At 68.9% G+C, this 21,065-nt stretch carries 21 protein-coding genes; 2 read left to right on the top strand and 19 right to left on the bottom strand.

Annotated features, from left to right (window positions below):
- Nucleotides 1-8: 8 nt before the first annotated feature.
- Nucleotides 9-503: a (2Fe-2S)-binding protein gene (locus tag WC326_04795; protein MFA7330374.1), complete on the bottom strand. Its 495-nt coding sequence runs from the start codon at nt 501-503 to the stop codon at nt 9-11.
- The gene (locus WC326_04790) at nt 496-2,736 is read right to left on the bottom strand and encodes a xanthine dehydrogenase family protein molybdopterin-binding subunit (protein MFA7330373.1); all 2,241 of its coding nucleotides are present in this window, start codon (nt 2,734-2,736) and stop codon (nt 496-498) included. Before WC326_04790 ends, WC326_04795 begins: the two co-directional genes overlap by 8 nt.
- 198 nt (nt 2,737-2,934) lie before the next feature.
- Here WC326_04790 and WC326_04785 point away from each other — a divergent pair, with 198 nt between their 5' ends.
- The gene (locus WC326_04785; GenBank protein MFA7330372.1) at nt 2,935-3,624 is read left to right on the top strand and encodes a class I SAM-dependent methyltransferase; all 690 of its coding nucleotides are present in this window, start codon (nt 2,935-2,937) and stop codon (nt 3,622-3,624) included.
- Nucleotides 3,625-3,682: 58 nt separating this feature from the next.
- On the opposite strand, the gene WC326_04780 is transcribed toward WC326_04785, so the two are convergent.
- The gene (locus WC326_04780) at nt 3,683-5,512 is read right to left on the bottom strand and encodes a hypothetical protein (protein MFA7330371.1); all 1,830 of its coding nucleotides are present in this window, start codon (nt 5,510-5,512) and stop codon (nt 3,683-3,685) included.
- Between the two features lie 261 nt (nt 5,513-5,773).
- On the opposite strand from WC326_04780, the gene WC326_04775 reads away from it, so the two are divergent.
- Nucleotides 5,774-6,439, top strand: coding sequence for an OmpA family protein (locus tag WC326_04775; protein MFA7330370.1), 666 nt, complete (start codon nt 5,774-5,776; stop codon nt 6,437-6,439).
- Between the two features lie 48 nt (nt 6,440-6,487).
- On the opposite strand, the gene nadB is transcribed toward WC326_04775, so the two are convergent.
- From nadB to WC326_04695, 16 genes are all read right to left on the bottom strand, one after another.
- Nucleotides 6,488-8,149 carry an L-aspartate oxidase gene (gene nadB / locus WC326_04770; GenBank protein ID MFA7330369.1) on the bottom strand — a complete coding sequence of 554 codons (1,662 nt, stop codon included), beginning with the start codon at nt 8,147-8,149 and terminating at the stop codon, nt 6,488-6,490.
- On the bottom strand, nt 8,142-9,191 hold the full coding sequence (gene lpxK / locus WC326_04765) for a tetraacyldisaccharide 4'-kinase (protein MFA7330368.1): 1,050 nt from the start codon (nt 9,189-9,191) through the stop codon (nt 8,142-8,144). The genes nadB and lpxK overlap by 8 nt, the downstream gene beginning before the upstream one ends.
- Nucleotides 9,184-9,861 carry a lysophospholipid acyltransferase family protein gene (locus WC326_04760; protein MFA7330367.1) on the bottom strand — a complete coding sequence of 226 codons (678 nt, stop codon included), beginning with the start codon at nt 9,859-9,861 and terminating at the stop codon, nt 9,184-9,186. The genes lpxK and WC326_04760 overlap by 8 nt, the downstream gene beginning before the upstream one ends.
- The gene (gene lpxB / locus WC326_04755) at nt 9,858-11,018 is read right to left on the bottom strand and encodes a lipid-A-disaccharide synthase (GenBank protein MFA7330366.1); all 1,161 of its coding nucleotides are present in this window, start codon (nt 11,016-11,018) and stop codon (nt 9,858-9,860) included. The genes WC326_04760 and lpxB overlap by 4 nt, the downstream gene beginning before the upstream one ends.
- Complete coding sequence (nusB, locus tag WC326_04750) at nt 11,015-11,503, bottom strand: transcription antitermination factor NusB (protein ID MFA7330365.1); 489 nt, start codon at nt 11,501-11,503, stop codon at nt 11,015-11,017. Before nusB ends, lpxB begins: the two co-directional genes overlap by 4 nt.
- Nucleotides 11,504-11,622: 119 nt before the next feature.
- Nucleotides 11,623-12,768, bottom strand: a complete 1,146-nt coding sequence (locus WC326_04745; protein MFA7330364.1) for an acyl-CoA dehydrogenase family protein — start codon at nt 12,766-12,768, stop codon at nt 11,623-11,625.
- A gap of 68 nt (nt 12,769-12,836) precedes the next feature.
- A complete protein-coding gene (locus WC326_04740) occupies nt 12,837-13,685 on the bottom strand; it encodes a 3-hydroxybutyryl-CoA dehydrogenase (protein MFA7330363.1) in 849 nt (282 codons plus the stop codon).
- Nucleotides 13,686-13,687: 2 nt separating this feature from the next.
- Nucleotides 13,688-14,869 (bottom strand): acetyl-CoA C-acetyltransferase, encoded by a 1,182-nt coding sequence (locus WC326_04735; protein ID MFA7330362.1) that lies wholly within the window; start codon nt 14,867-14,869, stop codon nt 13,688-13,690.
- A 48-nt stretch (nt 14,870-14,917) separates the two neighbouring features.
- Nucleotides 14,918-15,748, bottom strand: coding sequence for an MBL fold metallo-hydrolase (locus tag WC326_04730; protein ID MFA7330361.1), 831 nt, complete (start codon nt 15,746-15,748; stop codon nt 14,918-14,920).
- A gap of 32 nt (nt 15,749-15,780) precedes the next feature.
- Nucleotides 15,781-15,960, bottom strand: coding sequence for a type II toxin-antitoxin system HicA family toxin (locus tag WC326_04725; protein MFA7330360.1), 180 nt, complete (start codon nt 15,958-15,960; stop codon nt 15,781-15,783).
- On the bottom strand, nt 15,957-16,175 hold the full coding sequence (locus WC326_04720) for a type II toxin-antitoxin system HicB family antitoxin (GenBank protein ID MFA7330359.1): 219 nt from the start codon (nt 16,173-16,175) through the stop codon (nt 15,957-15,959). The genes WC326_04725 and WC326_04720 overlap by 4 nt, the downstream gene beginning before the upstream one ends.
- 203 nt (nt 16,176-16,378) lie before the next feature.
- Nucleotides 16,379-16,675, bottom strand: a complete 297-nt coding sequence (locus tag WC326_04715) for an RNA-binding protein (protein MFA7330358.1) — start codon at nt 16,673-16,675, stop codon at nt 16,379-16,381.
- A gap of 379 nt (nt 16,676-17,054) precedes the next feature.
- Nucleotides 17,055-17,324, bottom strand: coding sequence for an RNA-binding protein (locus WC326_04710; protein ID MFA7330357.1), 270 nt, complete (start codon nt 17,322-17,324; stop codon nt 17,055-17,057).
- A gap of 226 nt (nt 17,325-17,550) precedes the next feature.
- Nucleotides 17,551-18,738 (bottom strand): ATP-binding protein, encoded by a 1,188-nt coding sequence (locus tag WC326_04705; GenBank protein ID MFA7330356.1) that lies wholly within the window; start codon nt 18,736-18,738, stop codon nt 17,551-17,553.
- A gap of 246 nt (nt 18,739-18,984) precedes the next feature.
- Nucleotides 18,985-19,830, bottom strand: coding sequence for a DUF3883 domain-containing protein (locus WC326_04700; protein MFA7330355.1), 846 nt, complete (start codon nt 19,828-19,830; stop codon nt 18,985-18,987).
- A gap of 77 nt (nt 19,831-19,907) precedes the next feature.
- On the bottom strand, nt 19,908-21,020 hold the full coding sequence (locus WC326_04695; protein ID MFA7330354.1) for an acyl-CoA dehydrogenase family protein: 1,113 nt from the start codon (nt 21,018-21,020) through the stop codon (nt 19,908-19,910).
- Nucleotides 21,021-21,065 lie beyond the last annotated feature (45 nt).

Below are 21,065 nucleotides of genomic sequence, written 5' to 3'. Positions count from 1 at the left end.
GTGGCTCCTCATCCCTGGGCGGGCGGGTCCGGGGGACCCAGCCGCTCCGCCGCCGCCAGCACGCTGTCCACGACGCGCACGTAGCCCGTGCAGCGGCAGAGGTTGCCCGCCAGCGCGCGGCGGATCTCCTCCTCGACGGGCCGCGCCGAGCGCTTGAGCAGCGCGCCCGCGGCCAGCACCATGCCGGGTGTGCAGATGCCGCACTGCACGCCGCCCCGCTCGGCGAACGCCGCCTGGACCGCCGCCAGCTCCCGGTCCGTTGCGGCTCCCTCGATGGTCAAGAGCGTCGCGCCGTCGACTTGGAGGGCCGGCACCAGGCAGGAGTTCACCAGCCTCCCGTCCAGGAGCACGGCGCAGGCCCCGCACTCGCCCTCGCCGCAGCCCTCCTTGACGCCCGTCAGGCCCAGCCCGCGCAGCAGGTCCAGCAGCCGCTCGCCCGGCAGACAGCGCAGCTCGCGGGCTTCCCCGTTTAATGTGACACGCAGCACCACGGGCTCAGGCATGGGTCGCCTCCGGCGTCAGCAGGGGAAGGATCTGCTCGGGCAGGGCCGGCACGCGCGCCAACCGCGCGCCCAGCGCCTGGTCCAGGGCGGCCAGCACGGCGGGGGCCGTGCCGTCCAGCGGCAGTTCGCCCACCCCCTTGGCGCCCGCCGGGCCGTAGCCCGCCGGTGTCTCACGGAAGTGGACACGGATGCGCGGCAGGTCCAGGGCCGTGGGGATGATGTAGGTGCTAAGGCGGTTGTTGGCCATCCGGCCGGCTCGCCAGCGCACGTCCTCCAGCAGGGCGAAGCCGATCCCCTGGGCCACGCCGCCCTCGATCTGGCCGGCGGCCAAGAGCGGATTCACCACCCGGCCGATGTCCTGCACGGCAGTGAACTCCTCCACGCAGGCCTCGCCCGTCAAGGGATCCACGGCCACCTGGGCCACGTAGGCCGCCCAGGCGAAGGTGGGATAGGCGTCGCCCCGGTAGGTCTCCTCGTCCCAGACCACCCAGTCCGGCTGCTGGTAGCTCTCGATCCAGCGCTCGCCGCCGTGACTCCGCGCGCGCTGCCGCAGGGCCCGGGCCACCGCGGCGGGATCCGCGTCCGCGGCCAGTCCGTCCGCCGCCAGGGCCGCGCGCAGGGCCAGGGCCGCGCGCTCCACCAGTCCGCCCACCACCATGGTGGTCCGCGAGGCCACCGTGGGGCCGGAGTCCGGCACGTGGGCCGTGTCGGGCTGGGCCACCCGCACCTGTTCCTGTGTCACGCCCAAAGCACCGCAGACAATCTGTTGGAAAACCGTGGCCGCGCCCTGGCCGATCTCCGTGGAGGCCGCCAGGACCTGCACAACGCCCTGTTCGTCCAGCTCCAGGCCGGCCCGGGAGGCCAGCCGCTTCTCGCCGGAGCCCGTAAAGCCCGCCCCGTGCAGGAAGACCGCCAGCCCCACGCCGCGCCGCGGATCCTCAGGGCCTGCCCCGGCATTGGCCCGGGCGAACTCCGTCCGCAGGCGGCGGTAGTCCGACTGTTCCAGGGCCGTCTCCACCAGCCCGGTCAGATCGATCTCCTCGCGCATCACCTGTCCGGTGGCCGTGGTGTCGCCCGGGCGGAGCAGGTTGCGCAGCCGCAGCTCGGCGGGGTCCAACCCCAGTTGCGCGGCGGCCTTGTCCAGCAGCCGCTCGATGGCCAGGCAGCTCTGGGGCGCGCCGAAACCGCGGAAGGCGCCGTGGGGCGGCGTGTTGGTGGCCCAGGCGCGGGCCCGCACCCGGATGTGGTCGCAGCGGTAGGGACCGGCGGCGTGCAGGGCGCCGCGCGAGAGCACCACGGGCGTCAGCGTCACGTAGGCGCCGGCGTCCAGGTTGAAGTCCACGTCCAGGGCCAGCAGCCGGCCGCCCGGGTCGAAGGCGGCGCGGCTCAAGGAGCGGGAGGGATGGCGCTTGGTGGTGGCGGCCAGATCCTCGGCGCGGTCGTAGACCATCTTCACCGGCCGGCCGGCCTTCAGGGCCAGCAGCGCGGCGTGCACGGCCAGCACGGTGGGATACTCCTCCTTGCCGCCGAAGCCGCCGCCCGTGACGGCCTGGATCACGCGCACCTTCTCGGCCGGCAGCCCGAACACGGCGCAGAGGCCGTGCTGTACGTAGTACGGGCACTGCAGCGAGCCCGTCACCGTGACGAAATCCGGGCCGGCCCAGGCGATCATTCCCTGGGGCTCGAGGTAGAGCTGCTCCTGGGCGCCGCTCTCCACCTCGTCCTCCACGACGTGCGCGGCGCCGCTCCAGACGGACTCCGGATCCCCCTTGGCGATGCGGATCTCCTTCACCACCGGCCCCAGCGGATGGATGTCGGCGCGCTCCTCGGCCATGGCCTGACACAGATCCAGCACGGCGGGCAGGGGCTCCAGCTCGATACGCACGGCGCGCCGGGCGCGCTCCAGCACGGCGGGATCCGCGTGGGCCAGCAGCAGCAGGGGCTCTTCGGCGTGATTCACGAACGCGTCCGCCAGGGCGGGCTGATCGTCCACCAGCAGGGGAATGAGGTTGCGGCCGGGCAGGTCGCGCGGCCCCACCACCACCAGTCCGGGCTCCCGAAAGGCCGGATCCAGCGTCACGCCGAGCACGCGCGCCCGTGGCAGGGGGCTGCGGATGGTGATGCCGTGCAGCAGGCCGTCCACGCGCAGGTCGTCCACGTACTGCGCCCGGCCGGTGAGCTTGTCCCAGGCATCGGGACGCGGGCTGGAGCTGCCGATTCGGGGATGCGCCATGGGCGGTCCTGTCTGATACTGGATACCGCCGGGCAGGTCATCGGATGGTCTGCGACTGGCGGGGTGTTAATCAGTTGGTTTTCACGGGATTGCGCAAGACGACGGGCCCGCGGACAGCCGCCTGCAGGGCCGTCCGTGGGCCTTCCGCATATTGGATCCGTCCGCCGCAGGGAAGGCGGGATCCATCGGGGTATCCACATGAAGAATGAACCGGACTTCGCCGCCGCCGTCCGCAGCGGCTACGACCGCTGGGCCGCCGTTTACGACCACGACGGCAATCCGCTCCAGGCCTTGGAGGAGCCCGCCCTGCGGGTCCGCCTGGGCGACGTTCGCGGACAGGCGGTGCTGGATCTGGGCTGCGGCACCGGCCGGCACGCGCTCTGGCTGGCCGCCCAGGGCGCGCAGGTCACGGCGCTGGACTTCTCGCCCGGCATGCTGGAGCAGGCGCGCGCCAAACCCGGCGCCGGGGCCGTGCGTTTCCTTTGCCACGACCTGCGCCTGGCGCTGCCGCTGGCCGACGACAGTTTCGACCAGGTGGTGAGCGGCTTGGTGCTGGAACACCTGGAGGACCTGCCCGCCGTGTTCCGCGAGGTGGCCCGCGTGCTGCGTCCGGCGGGGCGCGTGCTGGCGAGCGCCATGCATCCGGCCATGTTCGAGCGCGGCGCCCACGCCCGCTTCACCGATCCGGCCACGGGTGAAATTGTGGCGCCGGGCAGCCTGCGGCATTCCCTGGCGGACTTCCGCCAAGCTGCAGAGGCCGGTGGCCTGGAAGTGCTGGAACTGCTGGAGGCCTCGCCCGACGCGGTCTTCGCCCGGTGCTGGCCGCGGGCGGAGCGCTACATCGGCTGGCCCATGCTGGCGCTGCTGGTCTGCGGCAAGCCGGCCTGAGCGGGAGTCTCTCTCCGCAGTGCCGCTAATCCGCCGGGGTCCTGTCCCACACGGGGGCTCAGCGCAGGGCGGTCACTTGGTAAAAGACCCGGGCCGGCGTGGCGGCCTGCTGGAACTCCAACTCCGTCGTCTCGCCCACCAGAGCGGCCTCCACGGGGCGGGGCCAGTTGGTGCCGGGTTCCGACTGCCGCCAGACCCGGTACGAGAGCGCGCCGGGCACCGGCAGCCAGCTCAGGCGGACTTCCCCGCCCGTGATCTGCAGGCCCAGCCGGGGCGCGGGCAGGCGGCCCGGGCCCTGCCAGCTGGCTCGGGCCAGGGTCAGGGGCGCCGGATCGGTGGCGGCGGACAACTCCAGCCAGCGGGTGATCTCCGCCGCCTCCTGGTCGGCGAAAGAGTCCTGCAGGCCGGGGGGCACGCTCTGGTAGACCAGCTCCGCCTGCACGGTCACGCTGTCGGCGGGCATGGGCAGGCGATAGCGGATCCAGTCCGCCCCGCTGCCTTCCCCGCTCTCGTCCCGATTGAAGTCCGGATCTGTGGCAGCCTCGCCCACCACGGCCACGCTGTCGTAGCCCGCGGCGGCGCTGCTGAAGCCGGCGGGGGGCAGGCGATTGTCCTTCAGGAAGTGCGAGGCGCGCAGCAGGATCCAGGTGGGCAGCTCGTCCGCGTCTCCCATCACGCCTTCCCAGATCTGGGTCCGGGCCGGGTCGCGGATGAGTTGGTGGTGGGGCTCAAAAAGCCCGGCGGGAGCGGGCGGCCGCCCGAGGGAATCCCACTCGCCGGACGAGAAGAGCGGCGCGCCTGCCAGGTCCCGAACCACCAGCCGCAGCCACATCCGACGCAGGGGAATGCCCGTGGGCAGCTTGTGGCCGCTCAGGTTGACCACGCGCACGGCCAGCTCCAGGCTGTCGCCGTCCTCCCGGCCGCTGAGCTCCAGCCGCGCGGCGCGCTCCAGCATCTGCGTCGCCAGCGTCCGCGTGCGCTCCAGCTGGGCGGCGCTGGCGCTGAGCCCCAGGCTGTCCGCATGGTCGCGCAGCAGGCCGCTCATCCAGGCGTTGCCGCCCACCAGCTCGTGTTTGAAGAAGGGGGCGCGCAGGGTCTGGTTCCAGGGCGGCAGGGTGGCGATGTCCATGGCTGCGGCGCTGGTGGGCAGATGGCAGCTCTGGCAGCTGATGTCTTCGCCGGGATAGCGGCTGTTGCGCCATTCCAGGTAGGGTACCTGCTCGGGGAAGGTGCCGCCGATCTGGCCCGCGTTGTCCAGCCAGGGCGTGAACAGCGTGTGACAGGTGGCGCACAGCTCGGACTGGCCCAGCTGGGGTCCCAGCACGGGCGTGTAGCCGCTGTTGAACTGCATGGGGCCGACCAGCGGATTGGAGTAGGGGCCGTAGATCAGGTGCTGGTCGCCCACGAGGAAGCCGCCGGAGAAGCTGGCGGGCTGGCCCAGGTTGTCCGTCGCCACCTGATGGCAAACGGTGCAACTGACTCCATCGCGGGCCAGCGGATCAGCCAGCGCTTCGTCCAGGGAGTAGGCCGTGGCCCCGGAGTGGAAGGCCTCCGTGCTGCCCTGGGGCGCGTGGCAGCGCGTGCACTTGGTCTGGATCAGCTCCGCCAGCGCGGGATTGTGGAGACACTCCGAGCGCACCTTGGCCTGCCAGAGCGGATCGCGCGTCGAGTTGGCCATCATGCTGGAGCGCCAGAGGGTGGGCGGCGAGACGTCCAGCCCGCCCTCCATCATCACGCCCGCCGCCCCCGTGTGACACAGCGCGCAGTTGCCGCTGCCCGACATCAGCACGCCTTCGGCCACGGGGAGCGGCTCCTGGGCCAGCGCCGGCAGGGCAGCCAGCACGAGCGCGGGGAGCAGCAGGCGGGACACGCAGGTCAGCTGGTTCATGGGTCACCTCCGGGGTCTGGTGGGTCGTGGCCTTCGGAAGCAGGATAAGCAGGAACGGGGGGCGCAGGGTGCCGACTTTGTGACAACGCGAAATCAACAAGGCCCGGGTGGAGGCGGAACAGCCGCCGGGCACCGATTGGGCCGGCCTGGCCTCTCAAATCTCACGTATATAGAGGTTCTATGATTTATGCTCAATAAAAATGCTTACTTTCCATCAACCGCTAATCGGGTTGCACACAGGTCCAACAAGGGGATGAAGTCATGAGAAGGTTGATGATGTCCGTGCTGGCCGCCGTCGTGGTGGCCGGCGTCTTTGCCGGGTGCGGGCTGACCCGCGCGCAGAAGGGCGCCATTTTCGGGGCGGGTGGCGGAGCAGCGGCAGGCGCCGTGATCGGCAAGCAGTCCGGCAACACGGCCATGGGCGCGATCATCGGGGCGGCCGTGGGCGGGGCCGCCGGCGCGGTGATCGGCAACTACATGGACAAGCAGGCGGCGGAGATCGAGCGCGATCTGGAGGGGGCCACCGTCGAGCGAGTCGGCGAGGGGATCAAGATCACCTTCGCCTCGGGCATCCTGTTCGCGGTGGACAAGTCCGACCTCCAGCCGGTGGCCCAGGCCAACCTGAGGCAGCTGGCCGAGATCCTCAACAAGTACCCCGACACGAACATCCTGATCGAGGGGCACACGGACTCCGACGGTTCGGAGTCGCACAACCAGTCGCTCTCCGAGCGGCGCGCCGGGGCTGTCTCGCACATGCTGGCGCAGAACGGCGTCACGGGAGCGCGGATGAGCACCATCGGCTACGGCGAATCCCAGGCGGTGGCCGACAACAGCACGGCCGGCGGCAAGCAGGCGAACCGGCGGGTGGAAGTGGCGATCATGGCCAATGAGAAACTGAAGAAGGCGGCGCAGGAGAAGTCCAACTAGCGGACGACGGTCCGGCGGCGACGGCGCCACGTGGGTCAGGGAAGCGTTTCAGCCCCGCCAGAGCCGGGGCTTGCCTTCCCCGTCACGCTCCAGCAGCGTGTCGACGGCCCAGGTGGCGTCGTCGCGGTCGGGGAAGTCCAGCCGGAAATGCAGGCCGCGGGATTCCTCGCGGAAGAGCGCGCAGCCTACGGAGAGGCGCGCGGCGGCCACCATGTTGCGCAGTTCGATCAGCCCGGGGCGCAGACTGGTGCGGCGGTAGTACTGCTCGATCTCGCGGGAGATGAGCGCCAGGCGCGACTGGGCCCGCTCCAGCCGCGGGCGGCTGCGCACGATGCCCACGTAGTCCCACATCAGGCCGCGGATCTCGTCGCGGTCGTGCTGCACCACCACCCACTCCTCCGGATCGTAGGTGCCGGACTTGTCCCAGGGGGCGACGCGCTCCGCGGGCGGTTCGGGCAGCTCGTCCCGGCCCACGGCGGCGGCGGCGCGCCGGGCGTAGACCACGGCCTCCAGCAGGCTGTTGGAGGCCAGCCGGTTGGCGCCGTGCACGCCCGTGAAGGCCGCCTCGCCCACGGCGTAGAGCCCGGGCAGGCTGGTGCGGCCGTCCAGGTCCGTCCAGACGCCGCCGCACTGGTAGTGCGCCGCGGGCACCACGGGAATGGGATCCCGCGTGATGTCCAGCCCCAGTGCCAGGCAGTGCTGGTGGATGTTGGGGAACTGCGCGCGCAGCTCGGCGGCGGGCAGGTGCGTGGCGTCCAGGAAGACGTGGTCCGTGCCCTGGGCCTTCATCACCTGGTCGATGCCGCGCGCCACCACGTCCCGCGGCGCCAGCTCGAGCATGGGATGCTTGCCCTCCATCACCCGCCGGCCGGCGGCGTCCACCAGCCGCGCCCCGTGGCCGCGCAGGGCCTCGGAGATCAGCCAGTTCTGCGCCTCGGGCAAGGCCAGGCTGGTGGGATGGAACTGGAAGAACTCCAGGTTCGCCAGCCGCGCGCCGGCCCGCCAGGCCAGCGCGGTTCCGTCGCCGGTGGCCACTTCCGGGTTGGTGGTGTGGCGGTAGATCTGCCCGCTGCCCCCGGTGGCCAGCACCGTGGCCCGCGCCAGCACGCGCCGCACGGGAAAGCGCTCCGCCGGATCGCGGACGGGCATGACGTAGGCGCCGTGACACGGACCGCCGTCGCCGCGGCCCTCGTCCAGGTACTGGTGGCGCGTGATCAGGTCCACCACCATCCAATGCGGCATCAGGGTGATGCGCGGATGCTCGCGGGCGGCCTCCAGCAGCGCGCGCTCGATCTCGGCGCCCGTCAGGTCGCGGGCGTGGACGATCCGGTGGTGTGCGTGGCCGCCCTCGCGGCCCAGGTGCAGGCTGCCGTCGTCCCCAACCGTGAAGCGCGTGCCGTGGGACATCAGCCAGCGGATGCTCTCGGGTCCTTCGCGGACGATCAGCGAGACGGCGTCCGCGTGACACAGCCCGTCGCCGGCAGCGTGGGTGTCGCGCTCGTGCTGGACGAAACTGTCCTCGTCGCCCAGCGCGCTGGCGATCCCGCCCTGGGCGCGGTTGGTGCTGGTGTTGAGTAGTTCCGATTTGGTGAGCAGCAGCACCTGGCCGTGCCCGGCCGCGCTGAGGGCGAAACTGAGCCCGGCGATGCCGCTGCCGATGACGAGGAAGTCGGTCCGCTCCGGCGGCCGGGCTGGGGACGTGTCACTCATGGCGCTGAAGATACAGGTCGGCCGCTTGGATGCGAAGCTCCTGCTCGGCCACCAGCAGGGGCAGCCCGTGCTGCGCAGGCAGGCGCACGGCGTCCTTCCAGGTGGTGACCAGCCGACCCAGCCGCTGCTCGCGCACGGCCCGGCGCAGAGTTTCCAAATCTGCTTCGGTGAAGTCGTGGTGGTCGCCCCAGCAGCGCGACCAGGCCGGCGCGCCCAGCAGGCGTTCGGCCTGCTCCAGGAAGCGCTCGGGCGCCGCGATGCCGCAGAACAGGCCGTGGCGGCCCAGCCCGGCGGGGCTGTGGGGGCGGCCCGTGGCGGGATCCGTCAGGCCGGCCAGCGAACTCTCCACGGCGAAGGCGGGGGGGAAGGGGCGCCCGGCCTGCCGGAACAGCCCGCGAAACCAGTCCAGCCGCGCGGCCAGCAGGCGCGGCGAGGGTCGACCGAAGAGCAGCACGCCGGCGTCCAGCGCGGCGGCGGGATTCTCGCGCAGACGCCCGAAAGGCAGCACGCACTCCCGGGCCGGATCCACCTGGCAGTCCCAGAGCAGCAGATCGAGATCCCGGCGCAGGGCCAGGTGCTGATAGCCGTCGTCCAAGAGGATGCCGCCCGCACCCAGTTCCACCAGCCGCCGGGCTCCCGCCCGGCGATCCTCGCAGACCGCCACCCAGGCCCCGGGCAGCTGGCGGGCCAGCATCAGGGGCTCGTCACCGGCCTCCTCCACCTCCAGCAGCGGGCCCTCGCCCCGGGAGACCAGGCGCCAGCCGCGGCTGGCCCGGCCGTAGCCGCGGGAAAGGATCGCCACGGGGAGTCCCAGCGCGGGCAGCAGCGGGCTGAGTTCGTGGGGAACGCCCTGCAGCAGCGCGCGGGCCAGCGAGCGGATCAGCGGACTTTTGCCCGTGCCGCCCAGGCTCAGGTTGCCGACGCTGACCACGGGAATGGCGACGCCGGCCGAGGCCAGCCAGCCGGCGTGGCTGGCCCGCCGCCGCAGGGCCATCAGGCCTCCCCAGGGCAGGGAGAGTCCCCGGGCCAGGGGACTACGCATGGCTCCGCGCCCCGTCCGGCACCCAGGCGTCGGCCTCGGCCTCCAGGCGCAGCAGGGCCTCGCGCACAAGCGCGCACTGCTCGTCCACCTCGCCCTCCGGCGGGCAGGCGATGGGCTCGCCGTAGAGCACCACAGCCCGGCCGAAGGGTCGCCAGAGCTGGAAGCGGTCCCAGCTGTTGAAGCGGATGGGCTTGGGGCAGCCCCAGGACATGGGGATGATCAGCGCGCCGCTCTCGCGGGCAATGAGCACCACGCCGGGTTTCAGTTCGTGGCGCGGCCCGCGCGGCCCGTCGGGCATGATGGCGCAGACCGTCCCCGGCTGCCGCAGCTGGGCGGCCATGGCCAGCATGGCGTCCCGGCCCCCGCGGGAGCTGGAGCCGCGGACGGTGCCGTAGCCCAGTTTCTCCACCGTGCGGGCGATCATCTCGCCGTCCCGGGAGAGGGAGATCATCGGGATGATGCCCTGGTGGCGGTGTTCCAGGATGGGCAGCAGGATGCGTCCGTGCCAGAGCGCGATGAGCACGCTGCGCCCCGCGCGCCGGGCCTGCTCCAAATGCTCGCGCCCCACGGGCGTGACCCGCACCAGCGCGTGCAGGAACCGCAGCAGCAGCCAGCCGGCCTGCACGGCCAGCCAGGCCACCGCCCGGCGCCGCAGGGTCTTGAGGTTCACGGCTGGACTCCCGCCGTCCGCAGCTCCTCCAGCAGCAGCTCGGCCACCCGCTGGGAGGCGCCGGGCCCGCCCAGATTCTCCCGTGTCACACGGGCCAGCTCGTCGCCGGCCGCGGCCAACCCGCCCTGGCGCAGGCTGCGCACCACCCAGTCCGCCATCAGCACGCCGCTGGCCCGCCGGTTGAGCAGCTCGGGCACCAGCTCGCGGCCCGCGGCCAGGTTGACGGGGGAGGCGTAGGGCGCCTTGACGATCCGCTCGGCCAGCCAGGCGGCCAGCTCGTCGAGTTTGTAATACACCAGGTGCGGCAGACCCAGCACGGCGGCCTCCAGGCTGGCCGTGCCGCTGGCCACCAGGCCCAGGTCGGCGGCGCGCAGCATCTCGTGGAAGCGACCCTCCACCACGCGCACGTTGCCCGGGAAACCCGCCGATCGCACCAGCTCGCGGGCCTGGATGCGCTCGGGGATCTGCAGGACGAGGCGCAGGGGCTGGTCGGCCAGCACGGAAGCGCAGTCGCGCAGGAGGGGCAGGTGGCGGCGCAGCTCGCCGGGCCGGCTGCCGGCGAACAGGCCCAGCACGGTCTCGCCGGGGGTCAGTCCCAGCGCCGCCCGGGCGGCCTCGCGCTCGGGCGCGTGGTCCACCAGATCCAGCACGGGATGTCCGACGAAGAGCGGATGCCCGCCCACGCGCCGGTAGTCCGCCTCCTCGAAGGGGAAGATCAGGGCCTGGCGATCCGTCTGGCGGGCCACGCTCTCCAGCCGGCCGGCCTTCCAGGCCCAGTACTTGGGGCTGATGTAGTAGACGAGGCGCGGCACCTCGGCGCGCACGGCGCGGGCCAGCCGCAGGTTGAAGCCCGGCGCGTCCACCAGCACCAGCAGCTGGGGCCGTTCCCGGCGGATGGCGCGGCGCAGTTTGCGCCAGGTCCACCAGATGACGGGCAGGCGCAGCAGCACGTCCTTGAGGCCCATCACGGCCAGGGACTCCATCGGCGCGACCAGCTCGGCGCCTGCGGCGGTCAGGGCAGGTCCGCCCACCGCCAGCACGCGCGTGCGCGGACTTAGCGTCCGCAGGCAGGTCACCGCCCGGGCGGCGATCTGGTCCCCCGAGGCCTCACCGGCCACGATCATCAGGCAGGGCGTCGTGGAGGAAGCGGGACTCATGCCTCGTCGGCGTACTTCTGGCGCAGCTCGGCCATGTCGCTCTTGACGGAGTCGAGGATGCCGTTGACGAACTTCCCGCTGTTCTCGGTGGAGTACTTCTTGGCGATCTCGATGGCCTCGTTGATGGAGACCTTTTCCGGGATGTCGGGGAAGTGCAGCATCTCGGCGATGCCGATGCGCAGGATGATCCGATCCAGGCGGGCGATGCGCTCCAGATCCCACTTGTGGGCGCGCTGGGCGATGATGTCGTCGATGACCTCCGTGTCCCGGATGGTCTTCAACACGATGTTGCGCAGGAAGATCGCGTAGACGGAATCCCGGTCCAGCTCGTTGGCGGGCAGCGCGTCGCCCACCTCCAGGTCCAGTTCCACCTTGCGCTGCAGGATGCGCACCCGGTCCATCACTTCACTTAAGGGGAGCCCACTGGACTGCTGGGCGTAAAGAATGAGCACCGCCGTTTCTCGCGCCGCTCGCCGGGATATCACAGATCACCTCCGCGCACCGTCTGACAATTGATGGCCGAAAACGTAGGGAATGCCAAGGGGATCCCCGAGCAGGCGTCTCGGGCACCCCTTGGCCTGAAGGTGCTTTCGGCTCTGGCTGCTCAGCTCAGACTGGTCTGGCCGAGGCCCAGCCACTGGCCGGCCACGGCTTCGCGCAGGTTCTCCACGCCGCCGCCCACCAGTTCCATTCCCCGGGCGTCGCGCATGAAGCGCTCCGCGTGATACTCGCGCGAGTAGCCGTAGCCGCCGTGGATCTGCACGCATTCCCGACCGCAGAAGCCCGCGCCCTCGGCCCCCATCAGCCGCGCCAGATCCGCCAGGCGGGCGAACTCGGTGGGCTGGCCCGCGTCGGCGGCGGCGGCGGCGCGCCAGACCAGGCTGCGGGTGGCCTCCAGCTTGACCTGCATGTCCACCAGTTTGAAGCGCACGGCCTCGAACTGGTCGATGGTGCGGTTGAACTGCTCGCGCTGGCCCGCGTAGTCCTGGGCCAGCCGGGCGCTGCCCTCCATGATCCCCAGCGCCACCGAGGCCCAGCCCAGCGAGGCCGTGGCGCGGATCAGCATGAGGCCCTTGCCGCTGGTCCGCGTGTCCAGCCGGGCCTCCTCGTCCACACGCACGTCGCGGAACTCCACCCGCCCGATACCCGCCCCGCGCAGGCCCAGGCTCTTGGGCTCGCGGGCGCGGCTCACGCCCTCCGTGGCGGCCTGGAGGGCCATCAGCACGCGCCGGCCGTCCAACTGGGCGCTCACCAGCAGCAGGTCGCCGATGGCGCCCGCGGTCACCATGCGCTTGACGCCGTTCAGCACGAGAAAGGGGTCCTGCTCCACGGCCAGCAGCGGCTGCTGCAGGTCGTCCATCCGCGTCCAGGCCGCCAGAGCCTGGCCCGCGGCCAGCCGGGGCAGCCAGGCCTCGCGCAGGCGCGGCGCGGCGTGGCGCATCCAGCCCACGCCCAGCGCGTTGTGGTTGGAAAGCAGCTGGCCCATGGAGGGATCCACCCGGGACAACTCCTCCAGCGCCAGAGAGAAGCTCAGGTGATCCAGCCCCAGTCCGCCCTCGTCCTCGGGCAGCAGCATGCCGCCGAAGCCCTGCTCGAACAGGCCGGCCCGCTCCCGGCTCAGGTCGGGCCAGTCGCCGTCCACGGCCGCGGCCTCCTCGCGGGTCTGCATGCCGGGCAGCAGCCGGTCCTGGGCGTAGCGCCGGGCCAATTCCCGCACGGACTGTTGCTGTTCATTGAGCGCGAATTCCATGGCGTCTCCTGCGTGACTGGTTCCGTTGCGACGGCTCTCCCCTGTGCGCATCAGCTGCGTGAGGGATATCAATACTCGTAGAAGCCACGCCCCGTCTTGCGGCCCAGGTGGCCGGCGGCCACCATTTTGCGCAGCAGCGGGCAGGGCCGGTACTTGGGATCTCCCAGACCCTGGTGCAGCACCTCCAGGATGGCCAGGCAGACGTCCAGGCCGATGAAGTCAGCCAGGGTCAGCGGCCCCATGGGATGGGCCATGCCCAGTTTCATGATCCCGTCGATGGCCTCGCGCGTGGCCACACCCTCCATCAAGGTCTGGACGGCCTCGTTGATCATGGGCATCAGGATGCGGTTGGCCACGAAGCCCGGGTAGTCCTCGCTGGCCAGCGGCGTCTTGTCCAGCTTGGCGCAGACATCCAGCACGAGCGCCAGAGTGGCCTCGCTGGTGTCGTGCCCGCGGATCACCTCCACCAGTTTCATCATGGGCACGGGGTTCATGAAGTGCATGCCGATGACCTGGGCCGGGCGGCCCGTGGCCGTGGCGATCTCCGTGATGGAGATGCTGCTGGTGTTGCTGGCCAGCACGGCCTCCGGCGCTGTCACGGCGGCCAACTGGCGGAAGATCTCGAGCTTGACGGCCTTGTTCTCCGTGGCGGCCTCCACCACCAGGAAGGAGTCCGCCGCCCGGGCCAGCTCCGTGCTGCCCTGGATGCACGCCAAGGCCGCGTCCGCGTCGGCCTGGCTGATCTTTTCCTTCTTCACCTCGCGGGACAGGTTGCCCTGGATGGCGGCCAGGCCCTTCTGCAGGGCGACCTCGCTCACGTCCACCAGCCACACCTGGAAACCGGCTTTGGCCGCCACGTGGGCGATGCCGTTGCCCATGGTCCCCGCGCCGACCACCGTGATACAATCGCTCTTCATCTCTAGATCTCCCGTTCCACGATCAACGCCACCGCCTCGCCGCCGCCGATGCACAGGCTGGCCAGCCCGCGCCGCTGGCCCAGATCCTCCAGCTCGTGGAGCAGGGTCACCAGCACGCGCGCGCCGCTGGCGCCGATGGGATGCCCCAGGCTGACGGCCCCGCCGCGCGGGTTCACCTTGGCCGGATCCAGCTCCAGCAGGCGCTCGTTGGCCAAACTCACCACGCTGAAGGCCTCGTTGATCTCGAAGAGGTCGATGTCGGAGAGGGCCAGGCCGGCCTTGTCCAGGGCCTTGCGGATGCTGGCCGCCGGCGCGGTGGTGAACCACTCCGGCTTCTGGGCCGCGCCCGCGTGGGCCACGACGCGCGCCAGGGGCTTCAGTCCCAATTCGCGGGCCTTGTCGGCGCTCATCAGCAGCACGGCGGCGGCGCCGTCATTGATGCTGCTGGCGTTGCCCGCGGTCACCGTGCCGGTCTTCTCGAAGGCCGGATTCAGCCCCGCCAGCTTGTCGATCCGGCCCTTGCCGGGCTCCTCGTCCGTGTCCACCAAGAGCGGATCGCCCTTGCGCTGCGGCACGGGCACGGGCACGATCTCGCGCTTGAAGGCGCCGGCCGCGATGGCCGCCTGGCTGCGCCGGTAGCTCTCGGCGGCGAAGGCGTCCTGGTCTTCGCGACTGATGCTCATCTCCCGGGCGCAGATCTCCGCCGCGTTGCCCATGTGGAAGTTGTTGTAGACGTCCCAGAGTCCGTCGTGCACCAGGCCGTCCAGCACCTTGCCGTGGCCCAGGCGCAGGCCGTTGCGGGCCTCGGGCAGGTAGTAGGGCACCTGGCTCATGTTCTCCATCCCGCCGGCCACCACCACTTCGGCGTCGCCGGACTGGATGGCCTGGACGGCCAGCATCACGCTTTTCAGCCCGCTGCCACAGACCTTGTTGACCGTGGTGCAGGCCACGTGCTCGGGCAGGCCAGCGAAAATCGCCGCCTGGCGCGCGGGGGCCTGGCCTTCGCCAGCGGGCAGCACGTTGCCCAGGATCACCTCGTCCACCAGTTCCGGCCGGACGCCGGCGCGCTTCAGCACTTCCGCCACCACCACGGCGCCCAGGCGCGGGGCCGGAACGGAGGCCAGCGCCCCGTTGAAGGAGCCGATCGGCGTGCGCGCCGCGGCCACGATCACCACTTGCTTCATCTGCCCTCCGATTGCTGCTCGCCGCCGGCCTCCGGGCCGGCGCCAGATTCACGATTGCGGGTCCGGGGAACGGGATTCCGGCCGCCAAAAGCGCCGTCCCGGGGTTCCGTGATACAAGTAGCAGACCAGGCCGCGCACCGCCGCCGCGCCCAGATCCGCCCGCCGCGCCCGCGCCCGCTCCGGCTCCACGTCGGACGAGGTGCGGAAGTCGGGGTGGAAGCAGGCCTTGAGCGAGAGCAGGTCGCCGCCCAGCAGCAGGTCGCCGTGGCCGTCCCCGGCGGGCTGCCAATGCAGGCGCTCCTCGCCGCCGGCGGGATCCTCCACCCGGCGCAGCAGGCCCTCGCCCGCCAGCGCGATCTGGTGGCCCGGCGTGTGGCCGCCCGTGTGGGTCACGGCCAGTTCCTCGCAGAGCCGCCAATCCCCGTGGTGATGCACCGCCAGGGGCGTCTGCAGCAGCCAGTCCAGCAGCACGGGGGAGACGAAGCGCTCGCCGCCCCGGGCCGCGCGGTCCAGACCCTGCCAGAGCGCCAGCTCCTGCACGTGCAGACGGGCGTTGGGAAAGACGGGCGCCTCGCGCCGCCGGTCGAAGACCCCGCCGCCGTGGTCGTCGTGCAGGTGCGTCAACACCACGTCGCCCACGTCGTCCAGGGTCAGTCCCAGCGTTTCCAGCTGGGCCGCCAGGTCCCGGGCGGGCCGCTGCCACTCCACGCCCTCCACCCGGTCGGCCAGGCCGGGATCGAGACCGGCGTCCACCAGCACCACCCGCTGCGTCAGGCGCAACAGGCAGGGCGCCACCGGCAGCAGCAGGCGGCCGCCGTTGGCGCGCTGGATGAGCAGGCGGCCGAAATCCAGTTCGTGGGCTTCGCCGAAGGGAAACACGCGACCCGCAAGCCGGGAATGGTCAGCGGGAGTCAAGCGGCGCCCAGACTTCTTAGAATCTTGCGCGCCAGTTCTTCCTTGATCTCAGAGTGACGGGGAACCGCTTCCATTGTGCCGTTGTGCGGATTGACCCACAATGCGTGTTGGGCACCCTGTCGCTTGAGGATGCAGCCCGCCTGGCGCAGTCGACGCTCCAGATCGAGTCTCTTCACCGGATCACCAACGGTTCCCGAATGGCTTCCGCCGGCAGGCCGCGCAGGAAATCCTCCAGGCGGTCCTCCAGGATCAGCGCCACGGCCAGGCGCAGACTTTCCTTTGCCTCAGCCACGGTTTCGCCCTGCCCGTTGGCGCCGGGGACTTCAGGACACAAGGCCCAAAAACCACCATCGACCGACGGTTCGATGATGGCGGTCAATTCGCCTTTCATGCGAGGCTCCGTTGCTGTGCTGGGCGATTTACTCCAGCCGCGGGGAGGCGGCCGGCTGTCAGGCGCAAGTTGGCATTGCTTGGGGGGCGAGGGAACCCGCCGCCGCCCGGCCGGGAACGAAAAACGCCGCCGGGAACGAATCCCGGCGGCGCCAATCCAGCCTGCCCGCCCGCTGAATCAGCGGACGAACGTGTGTGCCGGTGCTACCAGCGATTGCGGCCACCGCCGCCGCCGCCGCTGCCGCCGCCACGACCCTCTTCGCGCGGACGGGCTTCGTTGACGCGCAGATTGCGGCCGCCGAGGTCCGTCTCGTTCAGCGCGTTGATGGCCGCAGTGGCCTCCGCCGCGTTGGGCATGGTGACAAAGGCGAAGCCCTTCGGGCGGCCGGTGTCCCGGTCGTTGATGACCGCCACGTCTTCAACGACGCCGTAGGCCTCGAAGGCGGCGCGCAGCTGAGGCTCCGTCACCGAAAAGGCCATGTTGCCCACATAGATCTTCATGTCCACTCCAATCAAACAGTGAAGGTGACCCGGGACCCCTCGTGGCTCCCGCAAGGCACCCAAAAACGCGTGTGAATCGCCCGTTGGCGGTGAACTACCCCACAGCAAAACAATCCCGGGAAGATCCTCGGGAGGTGCCGTCCAGTTGATCCAGGGAGGTGCGAGAGCCAATCTGGCGGGCGCGATCGCTGGGTCCACAGGCAGTCCGGGGATGAGTGTAGGACAATTTTTCTCGTGTTTGTACCACTGGCTGAAAAATCGTGGAATTTTTTCCCGCCGCGCGATTCCGCCCAGGGCACAAAGAAGAAGGCCGCCGCGAGCGAGTCGCGACGGCCCTGAAGCGTTGATGCGCCGGAACAGGTCCGGTGCCAGGCAGAGCCTAGTAACGCCCGCCGCTGCCCATTTCAGCCTTGGGCTTGGCCTCGTTGACGCGCAGATTGCGGCCGTCGAGGTCCTTCTCGTTCAAGCCCTGGATGGCCGCGTTGGCCTCCTGGGCGTTGGGCATCGTGACGAAGGCGAAGCCCTTCGGGCGACCCGTGTCACGGTCGCTGATGACGGCCACTTCTTCGACGGTACCATAGGCCTCGAACGCGGTGCGGAGCTGGGAGTCCGTCACCGAGAAGGCCATGTTGCCCACATACAACTTCATTTCGATCTCCAATCCAAACAGATGATGGGTGGCTCAGGAACCCGATTGGCTCCCGAAGGGCACCCGCAAAACGCGAGTCCAGGGTCCGGGCCGCCGCGCGGCCACCGGCCGGGCCGATGAGCTGCGGGACACATTCCCTCTACGCTCTAATGTAGGGTAGCAAATTCCTTTTCGCACCATCAAAGGAGATTTTATTCCCCGGCTCACCGAGCCGGGTGCGCCAGCTTTAACGGCCCAGCCAATGGGACACTGGCTGCAACAGGAAATCCTCAATTGGAATGCCGTCGGCCCCGACCAACAAGCGACGGGCGGACGGAAAGGCCGCAGCAAACGCCGCCATGCCCGGCAGGCGATCCCGGCGCCGGCTGCTTTTCACTTCAATGGCGCTCAGCCCGGCTGGGCTGCGGACCACGAAATCCACCTCGTGATGCCCGTCGCGCCAGTAGAACAGTTCGCAGTCGCCCACGGCTTCTGCATTGGCCAGGTACGCACCCACGGCGGATTCCACGAGCCGGCCCCAGGCTTGCCCGTCCGCGCGGGTGTTTTCCAGGGGGCGGCCGGCAGGAGCCGTGAGCAGGGCCGTGTTGTACACCAGGAATTTGGGGCTGGCGGCACGACGCCGATGTTCCGCCCCGGCGTACTTGGGCAGCCCGGTCAACACGCCGGCGCCGCGCAGGAGATCCAAGTAGTGGGCCAGCGTGCCGGTATTGCCGGCATCCTGGAGCTGCCCCAAGATCCTGTTGAAGGAAAGCTCCTGGCCGGAGTGCCGGCAGCCCAGCTCGAAGAGTCGGCGCAGCAGGGCCGGCTTGTCCACGCGGGTGAGCAGCAGGACGTCGCGAGAGATGGTGGTCTCCACCAGCGAATCGAGGATGTAGCGCGCCCAGCGCGGAAAGTCGTCCACCAGGGCCGCCGAGCCCGGATAGCCGCCGTAGAAAATCGACTGTTCGATGCTCCAGCCAAAGGCCTGACGCATTTCATACGCCGACCAATGGGGCAGGCGCAGGATCTCGAAGCGCCCGGCAAGGCTCTCCGTCAAGCTGTGCCGGACCAGCAAGGGCGCGGAGCCCAGGATGACCACCCGCAGCGGCAAAGCACGCCGGCTGTCCTCGTCCCAGAGGGCTTTCACCGCCTCGGACCAACCGCTGATTTTCTGCACTTCGTCCAGCACCAGCAGGGCGCCCGCGCCGTCGCACTCCAACCGCGCGGCTTCCCATTGCTGGGCCAACCAATCCGGACCGCGCAGAGTGGGTTCGTCGGCGCTGGCGTAGCGCCAAGGCAGGCCGCAGGCTTCCGCCGCCTGGCGGGCCAGAGTGGTTTTGCCCACTTGGCGCGGTCCCGCCACCACCTGGATGAAGCGGCGTGGTTCGCGCAGGCGCTCTACCAGCTGGGGAAGTTGTTGACGCTCAATCAGCATGGCACTTTTCCCAATTCACTGCGTAAATTTACGCAGTGCGTTGCGAAATTTCAAGAGATCGCGAGTTCCGAAAATATGAATGGAGCCAAGATGAGTGCCAGTGGAGTTATTTAGGCCGTTACTTAACACTTGACGAACTATACAGTCGATAAGTTGCTTTGCACTTGCCCATTTTCACTATTCATATTACATGCAAGTGTTAAGATTCATCTTGCATCAAATCATAACAAGAAGTTTCAATATCACTTATCCAATTCGTGCCACATAACTAACTGCTTCTAATTTGCAGCTCTCTTCAATTGATCCAGATAGAATAAACAATTTCGGATCGTTTCTAAACTCAAACACTCTAAACACATGGTAGTGCGGTTTCATGATTTTTGACACATTAAGTTCATTTCTTGAAACAAAGAATGGCGTTTGCTTGCCGTATGCTGTTGTTTTCACCTCAATTAACCTATCAGCTCCGTTAATTTCAAACGATCTAATATCGAATCCAACCCCATCTCCTTCAGTCACAGATGTGTGCTCTATTTTATCCGCCAGACTTAGACGACCTGATTCAACAAGCCTAGCACGCTCAAACTCTAGCACAAACTCCTCACCCGCTAAACCGAGAGAAGAATTCCGCGTCTCGCGTTCAAGATAATTCGTCGCTATGCCGTAATTGTGTTTTAATTCCGCAACTAATTGCCGAGATTTCACAGTTTGTGGATCAGGCGCAAGAACAAGTCTAGTAAGAATGTCAGTGGTTTGAGATTTTATTGCGGGAGCTTCAACAGATTGGCTTACTGTCTTATTAATCAACTTGTTAGACGCGATCAACGATTTGATTGTTTCCAACAGTAATTGTTGATAATTAAATTTCGGCTTGTATCCTGCAATATATGGATATCCTAAATCTATCAACACCGCGCTAATATTCTGGTGTTTAAACTCTATAGATCCATCTGATCTGGATTTCAACAATTTGGCAAGAGCATGTCGATGGGCCGACTTGCTGTAGGGCTCCAATTTGAGTTCCTTAACAAACATGGAAAAGTAGTCAGCCACGACGGCTTCGACTTCCAGTCTTGTCCAGTCATCACCCATGAATTTGCTTTCAGATTAATCAGCTTAATCTTCAAGAGTCTATCATATGCTCTAACCATTCACTCTCTTTACGATTCTTATCGCGCTTCCAGCAGCCTGCGACTGATCACCAGGCGCTGGATCTCGCTGGTGCCCTCGCCGATTTCGCAGAGCTTGGCGTCGCGCCAGATGCGCTCGGCGGCGTGGGCGCGCGTGTAGCCTTCGGCGCCGAGGATTTGGATGGCGCGATCGGCGCACCAGCTGGCGGTTTCGCTGGCGAAGAGCTTGGCCATGGCGGAGAGGGTGACGTAGTCGCGGCCGGCGTCCTTGGCGCGCGCGGCGTCGTAGACCAGGTGGCGGGCGGCCTGGATGCGCGTGGCCATGTCCGCCACGTAGAAGGCGTGGCTCTGGCGCAGGGTCACGCCCTTGAAGACCTCGAGGATCTCGTCCAGCGCGCCCTGGGCCAGGCCCAGCGCCATGGCGCCGATGGAGATCCGGCCGCCGTTCAGGGTCTTCAACATCTGCTGGAAGCCCTGGCCCAGTTCGCCCAGCAGGGCGTCCTCAGGCAGGTGCAGATTCTCAAAGGCCAGCGCGTGGGTGTCGCTGCCGCGCAGGCCCAGCTTCTTCTCGCAGGCGCCGATGGAGTAGCCGGGCGTGCCCTTCTCCACCAGGAAGCAGCTGATCTCGCGCTTGTCGCGGTCCGTCAGCGCGGTGAAGACCAGCACGTCGGCGTAGGCCGCGTTGGTGATCCACATCTTGCTGCCGTTGACGACCCAGCCGCCCGGAGTGCGCGCGGCCCGGGTGCGCGTGCCGCCGGCGTCGCTGCCCGCGCCGGGCTCCGTCAGGCCGAAGGCGCCCAGGGTCTGGCCGGAGCAGAGGCGCGGCAGCCAGTGGGCCTTCTGCTCCGCGCTGCCGAACAGGTAGATGGGGTTGGTGCCCAGGCTGGTGTGCGCGGCCAGGGTGATGCCCGTGGAACCGCAGGCCCGGCTGATCTCCTCCACCGCCAGGGCGTAGCAGACCGTGTCCAGCCCGGCGCCGCCCACGGCCTGCGGGTAGGGAATGCCCAGCAGACCCAGCTCACGCAACCGTCCCACCAGGTCCTCGGGAAACGCCTCGGCGGCGTCCACGGCGGCGGCCCGCGCCTTCACCTCGCCCTGGGCGAAGCTCCGCACTTTTTCCAGGAATGCCTGCTGAACGGGGGTGAGCTCCATGACGCCTCCTGCTGGCCGGTTTCCCAATCGTCAGTCTGTTGCCGT

This window comes from Candidatus Delongbacteria bacterium, from assembly GCA_041675285.1.
In the GTDB taxonomy this organism is placed as follows: domain Bacteria; phylum CAIWAD01; class CAIWAD01; order CAIWAD01; family CAIWAD01; genus CAIWAD01.
Note: the sequence above shows the minus strand (reverse complement) of the source record. Positions and strands in the feature narration are given on the sequence as shown.